Below are 16,264 nucleotides of genomic sequence, written 5' to 3' on the forward strand. Positions count from 1 at the left end.
ATTCTATTGTTTGGGTTTAAAACTTATAGGTGATACCCAGCGTGGCATACTGGCCCTTGCGGAACTCCCTGAACGACTCATCTATACCTGTGATCTTTTGGTCGTCGTTTGAGTCCTGGATCAGGCGAGTCTTCTGGTTCAGCACATCCTGAATGCCGGCTTTTAGCTCGAAGTGCTCCCCTATGCCTTTTGTTAGGGAAAGGTCAACCTGGTGGCGCGGCATTTCATACACCGCCTGCCGCTGGTTGCTGCCCGCTGCGAAAATGCGCTTGCCAACGACGTTATACAGCAGGTTGACCTGTAGCTGGCGATCATCATTCTGATAATAAACACCTGTGTTCACCACGTAAGGCGATTGCCCTACCATGGCACGCTTGCCTGGCTGGAAGGCAGCTCTTGTAGCCTGCAGCTCAACCTGGCTTTGGACCAGCGCAGCGTTCAACACCAGGGTCAGGTGCTGCACAAATGGCACTGCTGACAGATCCAGAAGCGACTTTCTTACCTCGGCCTCTATGCCATAGCTGTAAGCGTTCTCCGCGTTTTCGAAGGTGATGGTGTTACCGCCCGGCGTGTTCTCAAAAACGGACTCAATCGGCTTGCGGAAGTACTTGTAGAACGCCCCAAAAGACAGCACCTCGGACGGGTTCGGATAGAATTCGTAGCGCACATCGCCGTTGTATATTGTGGCAATATCTAAATCGGGGTTGCCTATAACTTCCAGCAGGTTGACGAAGTCGAAGTATGGCGCCGGGGCGATTTCACGAAACTCCGGCCTGTTTACGCTGATGCTACCACCGGCACGCAGCATGGCACGCGGGGTTAAGGTATAGGTGAAGTTTGCGGAAGGAAGCAGGCTAAGCACCGGGTTGTCTTTGACGATCGCGCTCCCGTCAAACCCTTTTGAAGAGAGCTCCTGGTTGTTGTACTCCACTCGCAGCCCGCCTGAGGCTGACAGTTTATCAGTGAGCGGTGCAGAACCGCTTATGTACCCGGCAATGTTTGAGTTGGCGGCTTGGTAGTTGTTCTGAGGGTTGGCGTCTTCCACCAGCACCAGGCCGTTGCTCCTGTTTATGTTTTCCGGGCTGAACACCTGATCAAGCGGCTGGTAAGCAATCGCTTCGTTAAAGGTGCCGCGCTGGGTATAGCCAAATGAGAAATAGCGGGAGGTATAGTCTCTGTTTTTGCGCTCTGCGTAAAAACCGGCCCTCATTTTGGGAGCATTCTCCGACGCTGAGTCAGCAGGGTGGAACCGATGCTCGTACTGACCGCTGGCCATCAGCGCATGCTCGTTCAGATTAGAGTAAAAACGGCCGACATCCTGAAGGCTTGGATTTGACTCCGGCTGAAACTGAACTTTGTAAGCCTGCCTGTCATCTTCGTAAACCGTTCTTAGCCTACGGTAGTCCGGTTCGTTCTTGTTGGTGTAGTTGTATCCGCCTGTCCAGGTCACAGTCGACCTGTCATCCTGGAAATCGTGTGTGCCCTGCAGCTGGCCCGAGTAGATGGTGCGGCTCTCGTAACGCAGCGAGTAGTTCTTCTGCCGTTGCTCACCGTTCGTAAAGTCTATCCCTTCGCGCTCCAGCACCTCGTTGCTGCCCAGTTGGTTGAGCAGGTTCCGGAATTCTATTTTATTATTATTGTTGAGGCGAGCCGACCAGTTGCTCACAGCACCAACCCGCACGTTGTTGGTATACACATTGTCCTGGAAGCTAAGGTAAGGTGCGCTGGCACCGACGGCCTCGTCAAAGGCCCCATACGAATTCCGGGTACCTTCCGTGATAGATTGCGTGTTGCTGTAAGAGATGGCAGACACGGTGCTCATCCGCACATCCCCCAGATCGAACAGACGGTTGAGGCCTACTGACATTCTAAGATCTGGAAGCGCCGTGACAGACTGAGGAGACCAGGCATTTGGAAACGCACGGCCTATATTGGCATACTGCTCCTGACCTTTCACAGCGTCCAGGTTCGCAGGTACACTGGCAGGTATGGCGCGTTTGCCGTTATCAAATCCCAGGAAGTCGGTGCTGCCTTTGTGGTCGGTCAGGAAGCTCTGGAAAGCGGTGCCGACACGGTAAGAGCCCGATACCCCAACCGTGGTAAGGTTCTCGCTGGCGTTTTTCGTGTAGACCTTGACAATGCCCCCACCAAACTCGCCGGGCAGCTCCGGCGATCCGTTCTTATAGATCATGATGCGGTCTATCACGCTGGTGGGCAGAATATCGAACGAAAAGGCTTTCTGGTCCGGCTCAGTGCTAGGCGTAAGCGCATCATTCAGGGTTACGGTGTTGTAGCGCTGGCTCATCCCCCTGATCACCACATAGCGATCGTTCAGGATGGTTACTCCCGGTATGCGCTTTACTGTTTCGGCGGCGTCGCGGTCCATTGACTTGGCTATTTGCTCGCCTCCCACACCGCTCACCACTACTTCGCTTTGGCGCATGTCGGCCACTATCGCCATCTCTGTGTTGGTCTGGCGCGTTCCCACAATCTCCACTGTTTGGATCTGTGTTGTGTTTTCTTCGAGCTGGATGTGCAGCGTGGCAGATTGCCCGGCACTTACCGCTACTCCCACTTTCTCAAATGGCTTATAAGACAGAAAGGTAACCGAGATATTATGAGTGCCGGCCTCCAGCGGCAAGGTGTAGTGGCCATTATAATCGGTGGTTGTTCCTTTGGATGTACCCTTGATGAATACCACGGCCCCGATAATGGCCTCCCCGTTTGTCTTGTCTGTTACGGTGCCCGACAGCGTGCCCTGTTGACCCAAACAGTAAACAGTGGTATGCAGGATGGCGAGAAGTGTTAGAAGTAATTTCATAGCGATTAACTGTGTCTTAGTCTCGCTGCAAAAGTATAGCTGGTCTTTTAAGCTAAAATTACTACCCGGTTACTAAACTGTTAAAGATCAACCTGCTTTGTTAAGTTACTGTAAAGTGTGCGCGAAAAGCTGTTACAGCCACTCCTTATTATGGTGTGGCACGTATAAAGGCGGCTTCGAACAGGTATAAGAGCAGTTGCTTTACTCTGCCTGTCGGAAAGTAGGTCCCTTTGTCATTCCCTGCTGAAGCGCCTATTTCTCAATGCCTCCTGCTATACCTATACCAGCCGGTTCTAAGGTTGATACCGCACCCGTTTTTAGTAACATAAACTTAACATTGGCATAACAGACGAATAACATTGTCTCCCGATCTTTGTACCGCTCAAATTGAAAGCGCCTTCTGAATCAAGGGATTAGCGACATTTCAAACTTGGCAACTGCCTTCCCAAAACGATTAGACTCCGTAGCGGGAACTGACTAAGGCGGTTTATATACTTTACTCACCCAAAAATGAAAGTAACAACCGTAACGCGTGCCATTCTGGCGGCAGGATTAGCCACAGGCATTTTCCTTTCTAATGAAACGAGTGCCCAGACAACAGACTCTACTGCCCAAACCACTTCGGTAGTGGTACAGCAAGCCCCTGCCGTTGCGCAGGAGACTCCTAAAAAGAAAGCTTGGTATGATAGAATCTCTTTGCGTGGTTACGCCCAAGTGCGCTATAACCGCCTGCTTGAGACCAACCCTAACCTCAAGTGCGACCAGTGCGACAGGTCTCTTGGCGAAAATGGGGGCCTGTTTCTGCGCCGTGGCCGTCTGATCTTCAGCGGGGACGTGAGCGACCGCCTCTCAATCTACATCCAGCCTGACTTTGCCTCTTCGTCCTCTTCTACTGTCCTGAATTTCTTTCAGCTCCGCGATGCTTATTTCGACGTGTCGCTCGACAAGAACAAGGTATACCGCTTCCGGGTAGGCCAGAGCAAGATCCCGTATGGCTTCGAAAACATGCAATCGAGCAGCAACCGTTTGGCCCTGGACCGTAACGACGCCCTGAACAGTGCCATAGCCAACGAGCGTGACCTGGGTGTATTCTTCTACTGGACACCTGTAGAAATTCAGGAGCGTTTCAAAATGCTGACAGACGAAGGCCTGAAAGGCTCGGGTAATTACGGTGTGTTCGGCATCGGTATTTACAATGGCCAAACCGCCAACAAGCCGGAAGCCAATAACACGCAGCATGCCGTGGCCCGTCTCTCCTATCCGTTTCTGGTAGGCAGCAAGCAGATTATCGAGCCCGGTATTCAGGCCTATACAGGCAGGTATGTGGTAACGTCAGACCAAGTTTCATCTGGTGTAAGTATAGCGGAGAAGTACGCAAAGGATGGGTTTACGGATCAGCGTGTCGCAGCAACTTTTGTGGTATATCCACAGCCATTCGGTTTCCAGGCGGAGTATAACGTGGGACGAGGCCCGGAATTCAACCCGGACACAAAAGCCATTGAGGTGAAAAACCTGCGTGGGGGATACGCACAGGTGATGTACCGCAAAGAGGTAGGGTCGCAGGTACTTATACCCTTCGTGAAGGTACAGCACTACGAAGGCGGCAAAAAACACGAGCGCGACGCTCCAGGCTATACTGTATACGAGACCGAAATTGGTGTGGAGTGGCTGGTGCATAAGAGTATAGAGCTGACAGCAGACTATAGCATCGGTGACCGTACCGTCCGTAACGCACAAAACTTCAACAACCGCCAGCACGGCAACCGCCTGAGACTACAGGCGCAGTTTAACTTCTAATACAACAGCTCGCTTTTATCGAAACAGCCGCTGGTTCTCTGGAATCAGCGGCTGTTTCGTTCTACAGTACCCTATTCTTAACATATCCGTAACATGCCCATAACCTCCGAGTAATATTGGGACGGTAACTTTGCAGCATCATTCAGGAGCAGAACAGATGGCCCGACTAACCATCCTCTGACCTGAGCTGTAACTTACCGGCGTTTTGGGCCACAGTGCCGAAAGCCGGCTTTGAATAAAAAGTTATTAGCTTAATTCTCACCTTAACTAATACAAAACAGTGAACAACACGATTAACCGGGGGCTTATCGCACTTTCATTTATCTGCCTCTTCGCCTTCAGTACGCAAGCACAAACCATCAACAACAGCAAGTTCGGTAAAGGACTTCAATTCATGGCCGCCGACTCCTCTTTCAGCCTTAAATTCGGTACTCGTTTTCAATTGCTCTATCAGGGCGGGCAAAACCCGGCCACACAAGAATGGGACGACCGCTTCCTGGTTCGCAGGGCCCGCCTGAAGTTCGATGGCTTTGCTTTCTCGCCAAGGCTGAAGTATAAAATAGAGCTTGGCCTAAGCAATAGCGACATCGGCAACGATATACCTGATCAGACCAACAATGCCGACAACATCATACTGGACGCTGTGGCCAAGTGGCAAATGACACCCAACCTGGAACTTTGGGTGGGACAGACCAAATTGCCTGGTAACCGGGAGCGTGTGGTTTCTTCGCAGAAGCTGCAGTTCGTGGACCGCAGCTTGCTTAACTCCCGCTTTAACCTCGACCGCGACGCTGGCCTGCAATTGCACCATGAGCACCAACTAGGGCAAGTAGTGTTAAGAGAGATCGGCTCTATTGCCATGGGTGAGGGCCGCGACATCACGGTGAACAACACGGGTGGGTACGGCTTTACAGGCCGTGTGGAAGTACTGCCTTTCGGAGCTTTTAAAGGAGACGGCGATTATGTGGGCAGTGACCTCGAGCGTGAGCAGACTCCCAAACTTTCTTTAGCAGCCTCCTACGACTTTAACGACAATGCCGTTCGCCAGCGAGCCCAACTTGGCAGCTTCCTGAGCGACACCCGCGACCTAAGCACCTGGTTCGTAGACGCAATGTTCAAGTACCGCGGCTTCTCGGCTATGGGCGAGTATGCCAACCGCAAAGCCCCTGACGGCCCTGTAGTGCTACGCGACGAAGCAGGCAAAGTACAGGAAACCTTTGTGACGGGCTCCGCCCTGAACCTGCAGGCGGGCTACCTGTTGCCGAGCAACTGGGAAGTGGCAGGCCGCTATACCGATTACAACCCAACAAATGCAACGGGCTTGCGGGCGCAGAACCAGTATACCCTGGGTATATCCAAATACATCGTAGGACACTCCCTGAAGGTACAGAGCGACGTATCGCTGATAGAGGAAGCAGGCCGCGAGGACCGTACCCAGTTCAGACTGCAGATGGAATTAGCCCTCTAAAACAACTCCCTGAATACCAAATCAGTATATCAGCTTAAAAATCAACAATTCAATACCAACTAACCCACAACACTCATCTTATAACCCAAAATCGAATTGTATGTTAAAATCTAGGCTCACGTATTTCAGACTTAGCGCAGCTCTTATGCTGGGTGCCTCGCTCGCCATGACATCTTGCGGTGGCAATAGTCAAGAAGGTGGTAGCGACCTGTCAGGCTCTATCCAGATCGACGGTTCTTCTACGGTGTATCCCATCACAGAGGCCGTGGCAGAAGAGTACCGTGCCGAGGCGCCGGAAGTGAAAGTGACCGTGGGTGTTTCGGGAACAGGTGGCGGTATGAAGAAATTCACCCGTGGCGAGATCGACATCGTGAATGCCTCCCGCTCGATGAATGCTTCCGAAGAGCAGACGGCCGGTGAGAACGGAATCTCCTTTGTGCAGCTTTCCGTGGCCTACGACGGTCTGACGGTAGTGGTGCACCCTGAAAACGACTGGGTAAAGGACATCACCGTGGCTGAACTGAAAAAAATATGGGAGCCGGAAGCACAGGGCACGATCATGCGTTGGAACCAGATTCGCCCGGAGTGGCCTGATCAGGAAATCCATCTCTACGGCGCTGGTGTAGAGTCGGGCACGTATGACTACTTCACCGAAGCTATCGTGGGCAAGAGCCACTCGAGCCGCGGCGACTATACCGCCAGTGAAGACGACAACGTGTTGGTACAGGGTGTATCGACCGATCCGCTGGCATTGGGCTTCTTTGGCTATGCCTATTACGAAGAGAACAAGAGCAAACTGAAGGCTGTGCCTGTCAACGACGAAAACGACAGCAATGGTGCAGGTGCTATTTTGCCATCACTGGAAACCGTAAAGAATGGTTCTTACGCCCCGCTATCGCGTCCTCTTTTCATCTATGTGAGCTCTAAAGCCGTAGCTAAGCCAGAGGTAGTGGATTTCGTTAACTTTTACCTTGACAATGCCGGTGATCTGAGTGAAGAAGTAGGCTACATTCGTCTGCCAGACAACCTTTACAAAGAACAGAAGCAGAAGTTTCAGCAATTCGCCACCGGTGGCGCTACTGCCAACAAGCAATAGATTCCTGAACAAACAACCCAGGTATAGCGACTGGCAATAGTGAGCTATACCTGGGTTTAAAGCAAAAGCACCTTGAGAGTACAGGAGAAAATTATCGAAAGCCTGCTGTGGCTGTCAGCCGCCATCACTATCCTGATCACGATCAGCATTGTCTGGGTATTGCTCTCGGAATCAGTGCTGTTCTTCAGCGAAGTGTCCCTTGTGCGCTTCCTCACCGAAAAGGAATGGACGCCACTCTTCGCCGACAAAAAGTTCGGTATCCTGCCCCTCGTGGCAGGCACATTCCTCACCACGGTTATTGCCATAGCGGTGGCGTTGCCGATCGGCCTTACCATCGCCATCTACCTAAACGAGTACGCTCATGCCCGTTTCAAAACCTATATCAAACCGCTGTTGGAAGTGCTGGCCACTATCCCCACGGTAGTATATGGCTTCTTTGCCCTGACCGTGGTGACGCCTTTCCTGCAATCGTTTATACCTGGTTTGGCTGGTTTCAATGCCCTGTCAGCGGGCATTGTGATGGGCATTATGATCATCCCCATGATTTCCTCGCTGAGTGAAGACGCCATTAGTGCCGTGCCCCGCTCTTTGCGCGAAGCCGCCTATGGCATGGGCTCTACCCGACTGCAAACCGCTTTCGGCGTCATGGTGCCTGCCGCGTCGTCAGGTATACTGGTGTCGGTAATTTTGGCTATTTCGAGAGCCGTTGGCGAGACCATGATTGTGGCCATTGCAGCGGGTCAGCAACCGCGCCTCACGCTCAACCCCTTTGTGCCGATCGAGACAATCACGACTTACATCGTGCAGGTGAGCCTCGGTGACGTGCCGCACGGCTCGCTGGAGTACCGCACTATTTTCGCGGCAGGTATGACGCTGTTTGTGTTCACGTTCATTTTGAACAACCTCAGCTTCTGGATCAAAAAGAAATATCAGGAAAAGTATGACTAACTCCGAGAAAAACCGCCTCAAGGACAAAGCCTTCCAGGTATTTGGCGTCTTCTGCACCTTTATCGGGCTGGTGGTGCTGGCCATCTTCCTGATCGACATTGTGATAGAAGGTATAGCCCGTATCGACTGGGATTTCCTGACCAGCCTGCCATCGCGCCGGGCAGCCAGCGCAGGTATACTCACCGCGTGGGCCGGCACCATCTGGATTCTGATTCTTTCTGCCCTGATCGCTTTCCCATTAGGTATAGCCGCTGGCGTATACCTGGAAGAGTATGCTAAAAAGACGAAACTCTCGAATTTCCTGGAAATTAACATCGCCAACCTGGCAGGCGTACCTTCGATCATCTACGGTTTGCTGGGCCTCGAGCTCTTTGTGCGTTTCATGAAGTTGGGTGGCAGTTTGCTGGCCGGTGCGCTTACGCTCTCCCTGCTGATTCTTCCCATCATTATTGTCACTACCCGCGAAGCCATCCGTGCCGTGCCCCGCACCATCCGCGACGGCTCCTTTGCCCTGGGCGCTTCGAAGTGGCAAACGGTGTGGTACCAAGTGCTACCATCTTCGTTTGGCGGCATCCTGACGGGGGTGATTCTAGCACTTTCCAGGGCTGTGGGCGAAGCGGCCCCGCTTATTGTGATCGGAGCGCTGGCTTACGTGCCGTTTGTGCCGAGTTCGCCAATGGACGAATTCACAGTACTGCCCATCCAGATTTTTAACTGGACCTCGCGACCGCAGGCGGCCTTTCTGACCAATGCGGCGGCGGCCATCATCATCTTATTATTGATCACCTTCCTGCTCAACGGCGTCGCAGTATACCTGCGCCACCGTCAGCAAAAGAAAATAAAATGGTAAGTTTTCACCCATGAAGAAACCAAGTAAGTTAGAAGCCATTAACCTTGACGCCTACTACGGCGACTTCCATGCGCTCAAGAGCATCAACGTCGCGATGGAAGAGAAGGCCGTGACCGCCTTTATCGGTCCGTCGGGCTGCGGCAAGTCCACGTTCCTGCGCACATTCAACCGCATGAACGATTACATTGACGGCTTCCGCATAGATGGCCAGATTCTGTTGGACGGCCGCGACATTTATGCCAACGACGTGCAGGTAGACGAACTGCGCAAAGAAGTGGGCATGGTGTTCCAAAAGCCCAATCCCTTTCCGAAGAGCATATTCGAAAACGTGGTGTATGGCCTCAGGATTCAAGGAATAAAGGACAAGAAAATATTGCAGGAAACCTGTGAGAAATCGCTGCGGCAAGCCGCCATCTGGGACGAGGTGAAAGACAAGCTCGACAAGTCGGCCCTAGCGCTTTCGGGTGGTCAGCAGCAGCGCCTCTGCATTGCACGCGCCTTGGCCATACAGCCCTCCGTTATCCTCATGGACGAGCCCGCCTCAGCCCTCGACCCCATCTCCTCTGCCAAAATTGAGGAGCTGATCTACGAGCTGAAGAAAGATTACACGATCGTGATTGTAACGCACAACATGCAGCAAGCAGGCCGTGTGAGCGACTATACCGCTTTCTTCTACATGGGAGAGCTGGTGGAATACGCCAAGACCAAAACCATGTTCACAAGTCCGCACGATACGCGTACCCAGAACTACATTACGGGCCGTTTCGGTTAAGCTTTTTTTGCGCCTTGTTTACGTATAAAAAAACATTCTCACTCATAACCTCAAGACACGAATGCCTCATATAGATGTAGAACTCGACCGCTTACGAAACAAACTCCTGGAGATGTGGGACCTGGTGGAGTACCAGCTGAGCAGCGGCCGGGAAGCTGTCGTGAATGGCGATAAGGAACTGGCACAGCGGATTATCAAGCTTGATCGGAAAGTGAACAACTTCGATATCAAGATTGACCGCATGTGCGAAAACTTCTTCGCCCTTTTCAACCCTGTTGCCGTGGACCTGCGTACCGTACTGGCCATTCTGAAAATCAACACCAACCTGGAGCGCGTAGGCGATACCGCCGAAGGGATAGCCCGCTTTGCCTGCAAGCTTAATCACCCGCTCGACCCGGAGCTGATTGAGCTCACCAAAGTGCTGGTGATGTATGACGAAGCTTTGGCCATGTTTACAGAGTGCCGCACCGCCTTTAAGGAAGACGATCCGAAGCAGGCCAAAGCGCTTATCAAACGTGATAAGACCCTGAACAAGATCTACCGCAAGTCAGACGCTGTGATCACCAAGTACATCAAGGCCCATCCGGATCGCATCGCTGAGTCGCTCGCCCTGCTCTCCATCATCAAAAAGCTGGAACGCGTAGGCGATCAGGTCACCAATATGGCCGAAGAGATCATCTTCTACCGTGAAGCAAAAGTGGTAAAGCACAGAAGGAAGAAGAAAAAGAAGGAGTAGGTTGAATTGTTAAATTGTTGATGGTTTAATTGTTGGTTCGAGGGGAATACAATAATTGGCGCAGGTTTTAAGACTTGCGCCTTTTTTATGACGTCAAGCTTCCCCAAAGGCTTTCGAGTAGCTCAGCTTTATACCTTAACACAGGGGAAAACCCTGCGCCAGTTCACCCCATCCCTACTTTAGCAATTATACAATTTGTGTCGTACCTTTGCGCAAAATTACGAAGGTGCTGTTCAAAGAAGTCATATACTTAATGCAGAAGGATTTCCTGTTGGAGTGGCGGCAGAAGTATGCCTTCAACGGTATGCTGCTCTACGTCAGCAGCACAGTCTTTGTCTGCTACCTCAGCTTCGGGCTTCGCTCCAATGCCTTGCAAGTGCCTGTTTGGAATGCCCTGTTCTGGATTATCCTGCTGTTTACGTCGGTCAATGCCATTGCCAAGAGTTTTATGCAAGAAAACCGCGGCCGACTACTCTATTTCTACTCCATCGTGAGTCCGCAGGGCATCATTCTGGCCAAGATTCTTTACAATGCCTGTCTTATGCTGGTGCTGGCACTGATCTGTTTTGTGTTCTATGCTTTTGTGCTGGGCAACCCGGTACAGGACATTCCGATGTTCCTACTCAGTATTCTGCTCGGTGCCATCGGTTTCTCGACTTCCCTAACCATGATATCAGGTATAGCCTCTAAGGCAGCCAACAGCAGCACCCTAATGGCCGTGCTCAGTTTCCCAGTAATCGTGCCTATGCTGCTCATGCTCATCAAAATGTCCAAAAACGCCATGGATGGGCTGGAGCGGGCCGCCAGTCTCGACGAACTGCTTACTTTGCTTGCCATAAACATGATCGTTGTCACTGTTTCTTATATTTTGTTCCCGTACCTTTGGCGTTCGTAAGGTCCTAGACTTTAGACAATAGAAATTAGACAATAGACAAAGGCCTAGAAAAGTGATGAAAGGGGAATGGCAAAAGAGCAAAAGATGTTAATAATTTTCAAGAACGAAACAGATAAGAACCAATTGTTTGTTTAAAAAGAAGTTTGACGACCTGTGTCTAAAATCTAGCATCTAAATACTAATATCTGAATATGAAGAACTGGTGGAAAATACTGACCGTGCTGCTGCTGGTGTTTACCGTGGCGGTGGGTATGCTGTCGGATGTTCCCCGATTGGCCATCCTGAACGAAACCATCCGTAACCTGTACTTCCACGTGCCAATGTGGTTTGGCATGATCCTGATCCTGCTCATGTCGGTGGTGTATGCCATTAAATACCTGCGCAAGCCGAGCATCAAAAACGATATTATCGCGCACGAAGCCGCTAAGGTGGGTATACTTTTTGGCGTGCTGGGTATTGTGACAGGTATGGAGTGGGCTAAATTTACATGGGGGGAGTACTGGAGCAACGACCCGAAACAGAACGGGGCGGCCATCGGTCTGCTGATCTACTTTGCCTATCTCGTACTGCGCAGCTCTTTTGCCGAGCAACAGCAACGAGCCCGTATCAGCGCGGTATACAACATTTTCGCTTTTGCGGCCCTTATCCCTTTGCTATTCATTTTGCCCCGCCTCACCGATTCGCTTCACCCGGGAAACGGCGGCAATCCCGGCTTTAACGCCTACGACCTCGACAGTAGCCTGCGCCTGGTGTTCTACCCTGCCGTGCTGGGCTGGACACTGCTGGGCATCTGGATCGTGAACGTGAAATCAAGATTTGAATTACTGAGACAACGCATATATGAAAATGTTTAGAGTACTGGCCATTTGCTGCTTTATAGTAGGCATGCTGCTGGCCTTTGAGCCAGCCATGGCCCAAGAACAGATGGCCGAGTTATCGTCTGCTCCGCAGCAAAACATCGAAATGGCCGATAGCCTGCGTCAGGACGGCAAGATTTACGTGGTGGTGGCCGTGCTGCTCACAGTGCTGGCCGGCGTGCTGTTTTACCTGATTGCCCTCGACCGCAAGGTAGGCCGACTGGAGAAACAGCTGAAAGACGACTACGTGAATCGTTAAAAACAATAGTGCCTGAAAGGGCTTTGTCAGGATTTAAGGCAGCCGGCCATTTATACCTGATATCGGAACGGCCACCACGGGGTTATTTGCGTAGAAACGCTCATTCACTAAATACTTTTAGACATGAGCATCACCCTAAATCCCCGACTATACGTTTCGCTTAGCCCACTAGACCATGTAAAGCCGCACCCGATAAATGACGGCCGCTTCGACCCCGCCTACGCCTACAAAGTATTGGGCGTGTACAATGCCAGCGAAACTTCGGAGTGTTTCTTTATACTGAGCAACACCCACGGCGAAATGTGGTTTATTTCGCAGCGACACCTGCGCACCTATAAACTACTGGACTCCGACGAGTTTTTTGTAGAACTGGAAGCGCAGCAGCGCAACGTAGCTAACGAAAGCGCCACCGTGGCCCGCGTGCTACCGATTGCAGGCAACGGCACCCACTGACAGGTATAACCCCGATGATGTGTGGCGCTGCTTTTCAGGCAAAAATTGATGAATATCCCTATCCACGATGGATTTAAAACCTCCAAACGTGTGTTAGGCTATCAGAAAAGGAGAATCTACATTTTTTAAATAAGATGAAAAAGTCACACATCATCGGTATTATCGTGATCGCTATGGCCATTGGCATTATCATGACCACGGCTGGCGACGCGAGCACCTATGTTTCATTTGGCGACGCCATTGAGATGGCCCAGGATGGCAACTCCACCAAAGTGCATGTGGTGGGGCGCCTCAAAAAAGATGACCAAGGGCACATCGTGGGCATGCAATACGACCCACTGAAAGACCCGAATTACTTTGCTTTTACTCTTGTGGACACCAACCGCTTCGAACAGCGGGTGGTCTACTTCAACCCCAAACCGCAGGACTTCGAACGCTCTGAGCAAGTTGTGATTACGGGCAACATGCAAAACGAAGTGTTTGTGGCCGACAAGATACTCCTCAAGTGCCCGTCCAAGTACACGGAAAACGAAATTCAAACCAACACCGCAGGTATATAAATTAGTTAAGAGTTAGTATGGCCTCCCTATAGGTTAACTTTCTAACTCTTTAACTTTCTAACTTTCTAACTTATCAAGATGATTAATACGCTGATTGGAGACGTTGGCCACGCCAGTGTGATTGTTGCTTTTGTAGCGGCCATTGTAGCCTCCTATGCCTATTTCATGGCCTCGCGCCAGACTACCGAAGAGAGCGGCGACACCAGCTGGCGCAAACTGGCACGTGGCGCTTTTTATGTGCACGCCATAGCGGTTGTGGCCATTATCTTCAGCCTCTTCAACATTATTTACGAGCACCGCTACGAGTACTATTACGCCTGGAGCCACTCTTCTAACCACCTGCCGGTGCACTACATGATCTCCTGTTTCTGGGAAGGTCAGGAAGGTTCGTTCCTGCTCTGGATGTTCTGGCACGTGGCCTTGGGTGTGGTGCTGATGAACGCCGGCAAGAAAAACAAGCAATGGGAAGCGCCTGTGATGGCCATCTTCTCTTTCGTGCAGATTTTCATCTCTTCTATGATTCTGGGTGTGGTGATCGGCGACTTTAAGCTGGGTTCCTCCCCTTTCATCCTCATGCGCGACTTCATGGCCGACGCCCCTGTGTTTGCCATGGACCCGAACTTTAAGCCAGCTGATGGCACAGGCTTGAACCCGCTGTTGCAGAACTACTGGATGGTGATTCACCCGCCAACGCTGTTCTTAGGCTACGCCGCTTCGCTTGTCCCGTTTGCTTTCGCCATTGCCGGTCTTTGGAAAGGCAAGTTCAGCGAGTGGATTCGTCCGGCGCTGCCATGGTCACACTTCGCGGCCGTAACGCTGGGTGTGGGCATTGTGATGGGTGCTTACTGGGCTTATGAGACGCTGAACTTCGGCGGTTACTGGAACTGGGATCCGGTGGAAAATGCGGTATACATTCCGTGGCTCGTGCTGGTGGGCGGTATCCATACCATGATTGCCTACCGTCGCAGCAAGCAAGGGCTGCGCGCCTCGTTCATCTTGGTAATCACCTCTTTTGTCCTGATCCTGTACGCGACTTTCCTGACCCGAAGCGGTATCCTGGGCAATGCCTCCGTGCACTCTTTCACCGATTTAGGTCTGTCTGGTCAGCTGTTTACTTACATGATGGCCTTTGTAGTACTCGCCATCGGACTGCTGGTGTATAACTGGAAGAAAATCCCGACAACAGAGAAAGAGCTTTCGACCTACAGTGCTGAGTTCTGGGTATTTATTGGTGCTGCCGTGCTTTGCCTGGCTGCTTTTCAGGTACTTGTCACGACCTCTATACCTGTGTACAACGCCTTCCTTGGGTTTATCGGGATCGAGTCCAACGCCGCCCTGCCTGCTGACCAGATTGCGCACTACACCAAGTTTCAGCTTTGGGGTGGTGTAGCCATCGCCATACTGACAGGTATAGGCCAGTTGTTGTGGTGGAAGAAAGCGAACAAAAAGAGCTTCAAAGACGCCATCACCATGCCGCTTATGCTCACGCTGCTGTTCGCCAGCTTGGTGATTATCCTATCCAACAAGTTCGATATCTTCACGTTCAAGCTCGATAATCCGGTATACATTCTACTGTTTGTGGTATCGCTGTTTGCGGTATTCGCCAACTTCAGCATCATCCTTGGTTTATTGCAGAAGAAAGTAACCCTGTCGGGCGGTGCCGTGGCCCACATAGGTATAGCACTTATGCTGATCGGTATCTTGTTCTCGTCAGGCTACTCCAACATCATTTCGCAGAACAACTCGGGTCTGCTCTACTCACGTGAGTTCCCGGATGAGATCAACCGCGACAACGTGCTCTTGTGGCGCAACACGCCCGTGCAGATGGATCGCTTTAAGGTAAGCTACCATGGTCAGTTCCAGGAAGTGGAAGGCGTGCCGGGTTATGTGAACAAGGAGTTGCTCTACCAAACGGATGACATGTACAAAGCCATTGCCCGTGGCAATATTCAGGTAGGTGAGCAGGTATACTTCGAGACAGGCGATACCCTGGAACTGGTTTCCCCGGAAAACACTTACTACGAAGTGAACTACGAGAGCGATAAAGAAAACTTTGTGCTATACCCAAGAGCACAGGTAAACCCCAACATGGGTCTGCTAGCCTCTCCTGACATCAAGCATTTCGCTGGCAAGGACTTATATACACACGTTTCGACGGTACCAGACCCGAATGAAGAAAAGGACTGGGGTGAACTGCAGGAGTATGAGGTAACAGCTGGTGACACCATCGTGATCAACGACTACATTGCTATCTTCAACGGCATCGAGCAAATAGAGCAGGTGCCGGGCGTGCAGCTGGCCAAAGGCGACGTTGCCGTGCAGGCCGCCATGAAAATTATGGGTGAGCGCAAGAATTATCACGCCCACCCGGTGCTCATGATCAAAGACCAGATGATGGGCCGCGTACCGGAAGTGATTGAAGACTTGGGTATACGCATCACCTTCCTGAACATCGACACGGAGAACCATCGCTTCAAGATCGGTGTGAACGTGACGCAAAAGGACTACATCATCCTAAAAGCGATGGAAAAACCTTTCGTGAATGTCCTCTGGATCGGCACCATCATCATGGCTATTGGCTTTGTGATGGCGATTGTCCGCCGTAACAAAGAGGGGAATACTGGTGAGGGGAAAACTCCGAAAGCAAAGGAAAAACGCAAGGCGCAGGTGGCGTAAAAGCCTGAAATGAACACTAACAAATAAGGCAGGCTTGTGAAAGGCCTGCCTTATTTGTATCTAGTAGCTGTGACCA

General features: G+C 51.4%; 14 protein-coding genes. 13 read left to right on the plus strand and 1 reads right to left on the minus strand.

Features of this window, described 5'->3' with window-relative positions; translation table 11 throughout:
- Positions 1 to 16 precede the first annotated feature (16 nt).
- Positions 17 to 2,821, minus strand: coding sequence for a TonB-dependent receptor (locus tag H9Q13_RS12705; RefSeq protein WP_191184189.1), 2,805 nt, complete (start codon positions 2,819 to 2,821; stop codon positions 17 to 19).
- Between the two features lie 510 nt (positions 2,822 to 3,331).
- Here H9Q13_RS12705 and H9Q13_RS12710 point away from each other — a divergent pair.
- The 13 genes from H9Q13_RS12710 (at position 3,332) to ccsA (H9Q13_RS12770) (ending at position 16,188) form a co-directional block, all read left to right on the plus strand.
- A complete protein-coding gene (locus H9Q13_RS12710; protein WP_191184190.1) occupies positions 3,332 to 4,618 on the plus strand; it encodes a porin in 1,287 nt (428 codons plus the stop codon).
- Between the two features lie 280 nt (positions 4,619 to 4,898).
- The gene (locus tag H9Q13_RS12715) at positions 4,899 to 6,086 is read left to right on the plus strand and encodes a porin (protein ID WP_191184191.1); all 1,188 of its coding nucleotides are present in this window, start codon (positions 4,899 to 4,901) and stop codon (positions 6,084 to 6,086) included.
- 100 nt (positions 6,087 to 6,186) lie between these two features.
- Positions 6,187 to 7,182, plus strand: coding sequence for a PstS family phosphate ABC transporter substrate-binding protein (locus tag H9Q13_RS12720; RefSeq protein WP_191184192.1), 996 nt, complete (start codon positions 6,187 to 6,189; stop codon positions 7,180 to 7,182).
- Positions 7,183 to 7,254: 72 nt separating this feature from the next.
- Positions 7,255 to 8,130 (plus strand): phosphate ABC transporter permease subunit PstC, encoded by an 876-nt coding sequence (gene pstC, locus H9Q13_RS12725; protein ID WP_191184193.1) that lies wholly within the window; start codon positions 7,255 to 7,257, stop codon positions 8,128 to 8,130.
- A complete protein-coding gene (gene pstA / locus H9Q13_RS12730) occupies positions 8,123 to 8,980 on the plus strand; it encodes a phosphate ABC transporter permease PstA (protein WP_191184194.1) in 858 nt (285 codons plus the stop codon). The genes pstC and pstA overlap by 8 nt, the downstream gene beginning before the upstream one ends.
- Before the next feature lie 10 nt (positions 8,981 to 8,990).
- Positions 8,991 to 9,752: a phosphate ABC transporter ATP-binding protein PstB gene (pstB, locus tag H9Q13_RS12735; RefSeq protein ID WP_191184195.1), complete on the plus strand. Its 762-nt coding sequence runs from the start codon at positions 8,991 to 8,993 to the stop codon at positions 9,750 to 9,752.
- 61 nt (positions 9,753 to 9,813) lie between these two features.
- A complete protein-coding gene (phoU, locus tag H9Q13_RS12740) occupies positions 9,814 to 10,488 on the plus strand; it encodes a phosphate signaling complex protein PhoU (protein ID WP_191184196.1) in 675 nt (224 codons plus the stop codon).
- A gap of 253 nt (positions 10,489 to 10,741) precedes the next feature.
- Complete coding sequence (locus H9Q13_RS12745; RefSeq protein WP_191184197.1) at positions 10,742 to 11,383, plus strand: heme exporter protein CcmB; 642 nt, start codon at positions 10,742 to 10,744, stop codon at positions 11,381 to 11,383.
- Between the two features lie 191 nt (positions 11,384 to 11,574).
- A complete protein-coding gene (ccsA, locus tag H9Q13_RS12750; RefSeq protein ID WP_191184198.1) occupies positions 11,575 to 12,237 on the plus strand; it encodes a cytochrome c biogenesis protein CcsA in 663 nt (220 codons plus the stop codon).
- Positions 12,230 to 12,499, plus strand: coding sequence for a CcmD family protein (locus tag H9Q13_RS12755; protein WP_191184199.1), 270 nt, complete (start codon positions 12,230 to 12,232; stop codon positions 12,497 to 12,499). Before ccsA (H9Q13_RS12750) ends, H9Q13_RS12755 begins: the two co-directional genes overlap by 8 nt.
- 123 nt (positions 12,500 to 12,622) lie before the next feature.
- A complete protein-coding gene (locus tag H9Q13_RS12760) occupies positions 12,623 to 12,952 on the plus strand; it encodes a hypothetical protein (RefSeq protein WP_191184200.1) in 330 nt (109 codons plus the stop codon).
- Between the two features lie 134 nt (positions 12,953 to 13,086).
- Positions 13,087 to 13,512: a cytochrome c maturation protein CcmE domain-containing protein gene (locus H9Q13_RS12765; RefSeq protein WP_191184201.1), complete on the plus strand. Its 426-nt coding sequence runs from the start codon at positions 13,087 to 13,089 to the stop codon at positions 13,510 to 13,512.
- A 78-nt stretch (positions 13,513 to 13,590) separates the two neighbouring features.
- Positions 13,591 to 16,188, plus strand: coding sequence for a cytochrome c biogenesis protein CcsA (ccsA, locus tag H9Q13_RS12770; protein WP_191184202.1), 2,598 nt, complete (start codon positions 13,591 to 13,593; stop codon positions 16,186 to 16,188).
- Positions 16,189 to 16,264 lie beyond the last annotated feature (76 nt).

The organism is Pontibacter aquaedesilientis (assembly GCF_014773225.1).
Lineage (GTDB): Bacteria > Bacteroidota > Bacteroidia > Cytophagales > Hymenobacteraceae > Pontibacter > Pontibacter aquaedesilientis.

What these genes read in the sequence shown, in the direction of transcription:
- H9Q13_RS12705 (WP_191184189.1), bottom strand. Translation starts at nt 2,821, where the DNA reads ATGAAATTACTTCTAACACTTCTCGCCATCCTGCATACCACTGTTTAC.
- H9Q13_RS12710 (WP_191184190.1), top strand. Translation starts at nt 3,332, where the DNA reads ATGAAAGTAACAACCGTAACGCGTGCCATTCTGGCGGCAGGATTAGCC.
- H9Q13_RS12720 (WP_191184192.1), top strand. Translation starts at nt 6,187, where the DNA reads ATGTTAAAATCTAGGCTCACGTATTTCAGACTTAGCGCAGCTCTTATG.
- pstA (WP_191184194.1), top strand. Translation starts at nt 8,123, where the DNA reads ATGACTAACTCCGAGAAAAACCGCCTCAAGGACAAAGCCTTCCAGGTA.
- pstB (WP_191184195.1), top strand. Translation starts at nt 8,991, where the DNA reads ATGAAGAAACCAAGTAAGTTAGAAGCCATTAACCTTGACGCCTACTAC.
- phoU (WP_191184196.1), top strand. Translation starts at nt 9,814, where the DNA reads ATGCCTCATATAGATGTAGAACTCGACCGCTTACGAAACAAACTCCTG.
- H9Q13_RS12745 (WP_191184197.1), top strand. Translation starts at nt 10,742, where the DNA reads ATGCAGAAGGATTTCCTGTTGGAGTGGCGGCAGAAGTATGCCTTCAAC.
- ccsA (WP_191184198.1), top strand. Translation starts at nt 11,575, where the DNA reads ATGAAGAACTGGTGGAAAATACTGACCGTGCTGCTGCTGGTGTTTACC.
- H9Q13_RS12755 (WP_191184199.1), top strand. Translation starts at nt 12,230, where the DNA reads ATGTTTAGAGTACTGGCCATTTGCTGCTTTATAGTAGGCATGCTGCTG.
- H9Q13_RS12760 (WP_191184200.1), top strand. Translation starts at nt 12,623, where the DNA reads ATGAGCATCACCCTAAATCCCCGACTATACGTTTCGCTTAGCCCACTA.
- H9Q13_RS12765 (WP_191184201.1), top strand. Translation starts at nt 13,087, where the DNA reads ATGAAAAAGTCACACATCATCGGTATTATCGTGATCGCTATGGCCATT.
- ccsA (WP_191184202.1), top strand. Translation starts at nt 13,591, where the DNA reads ATGATTAATACGCTGATTGGAGACGTTGGCCACGCCAGTGTGATTGTT.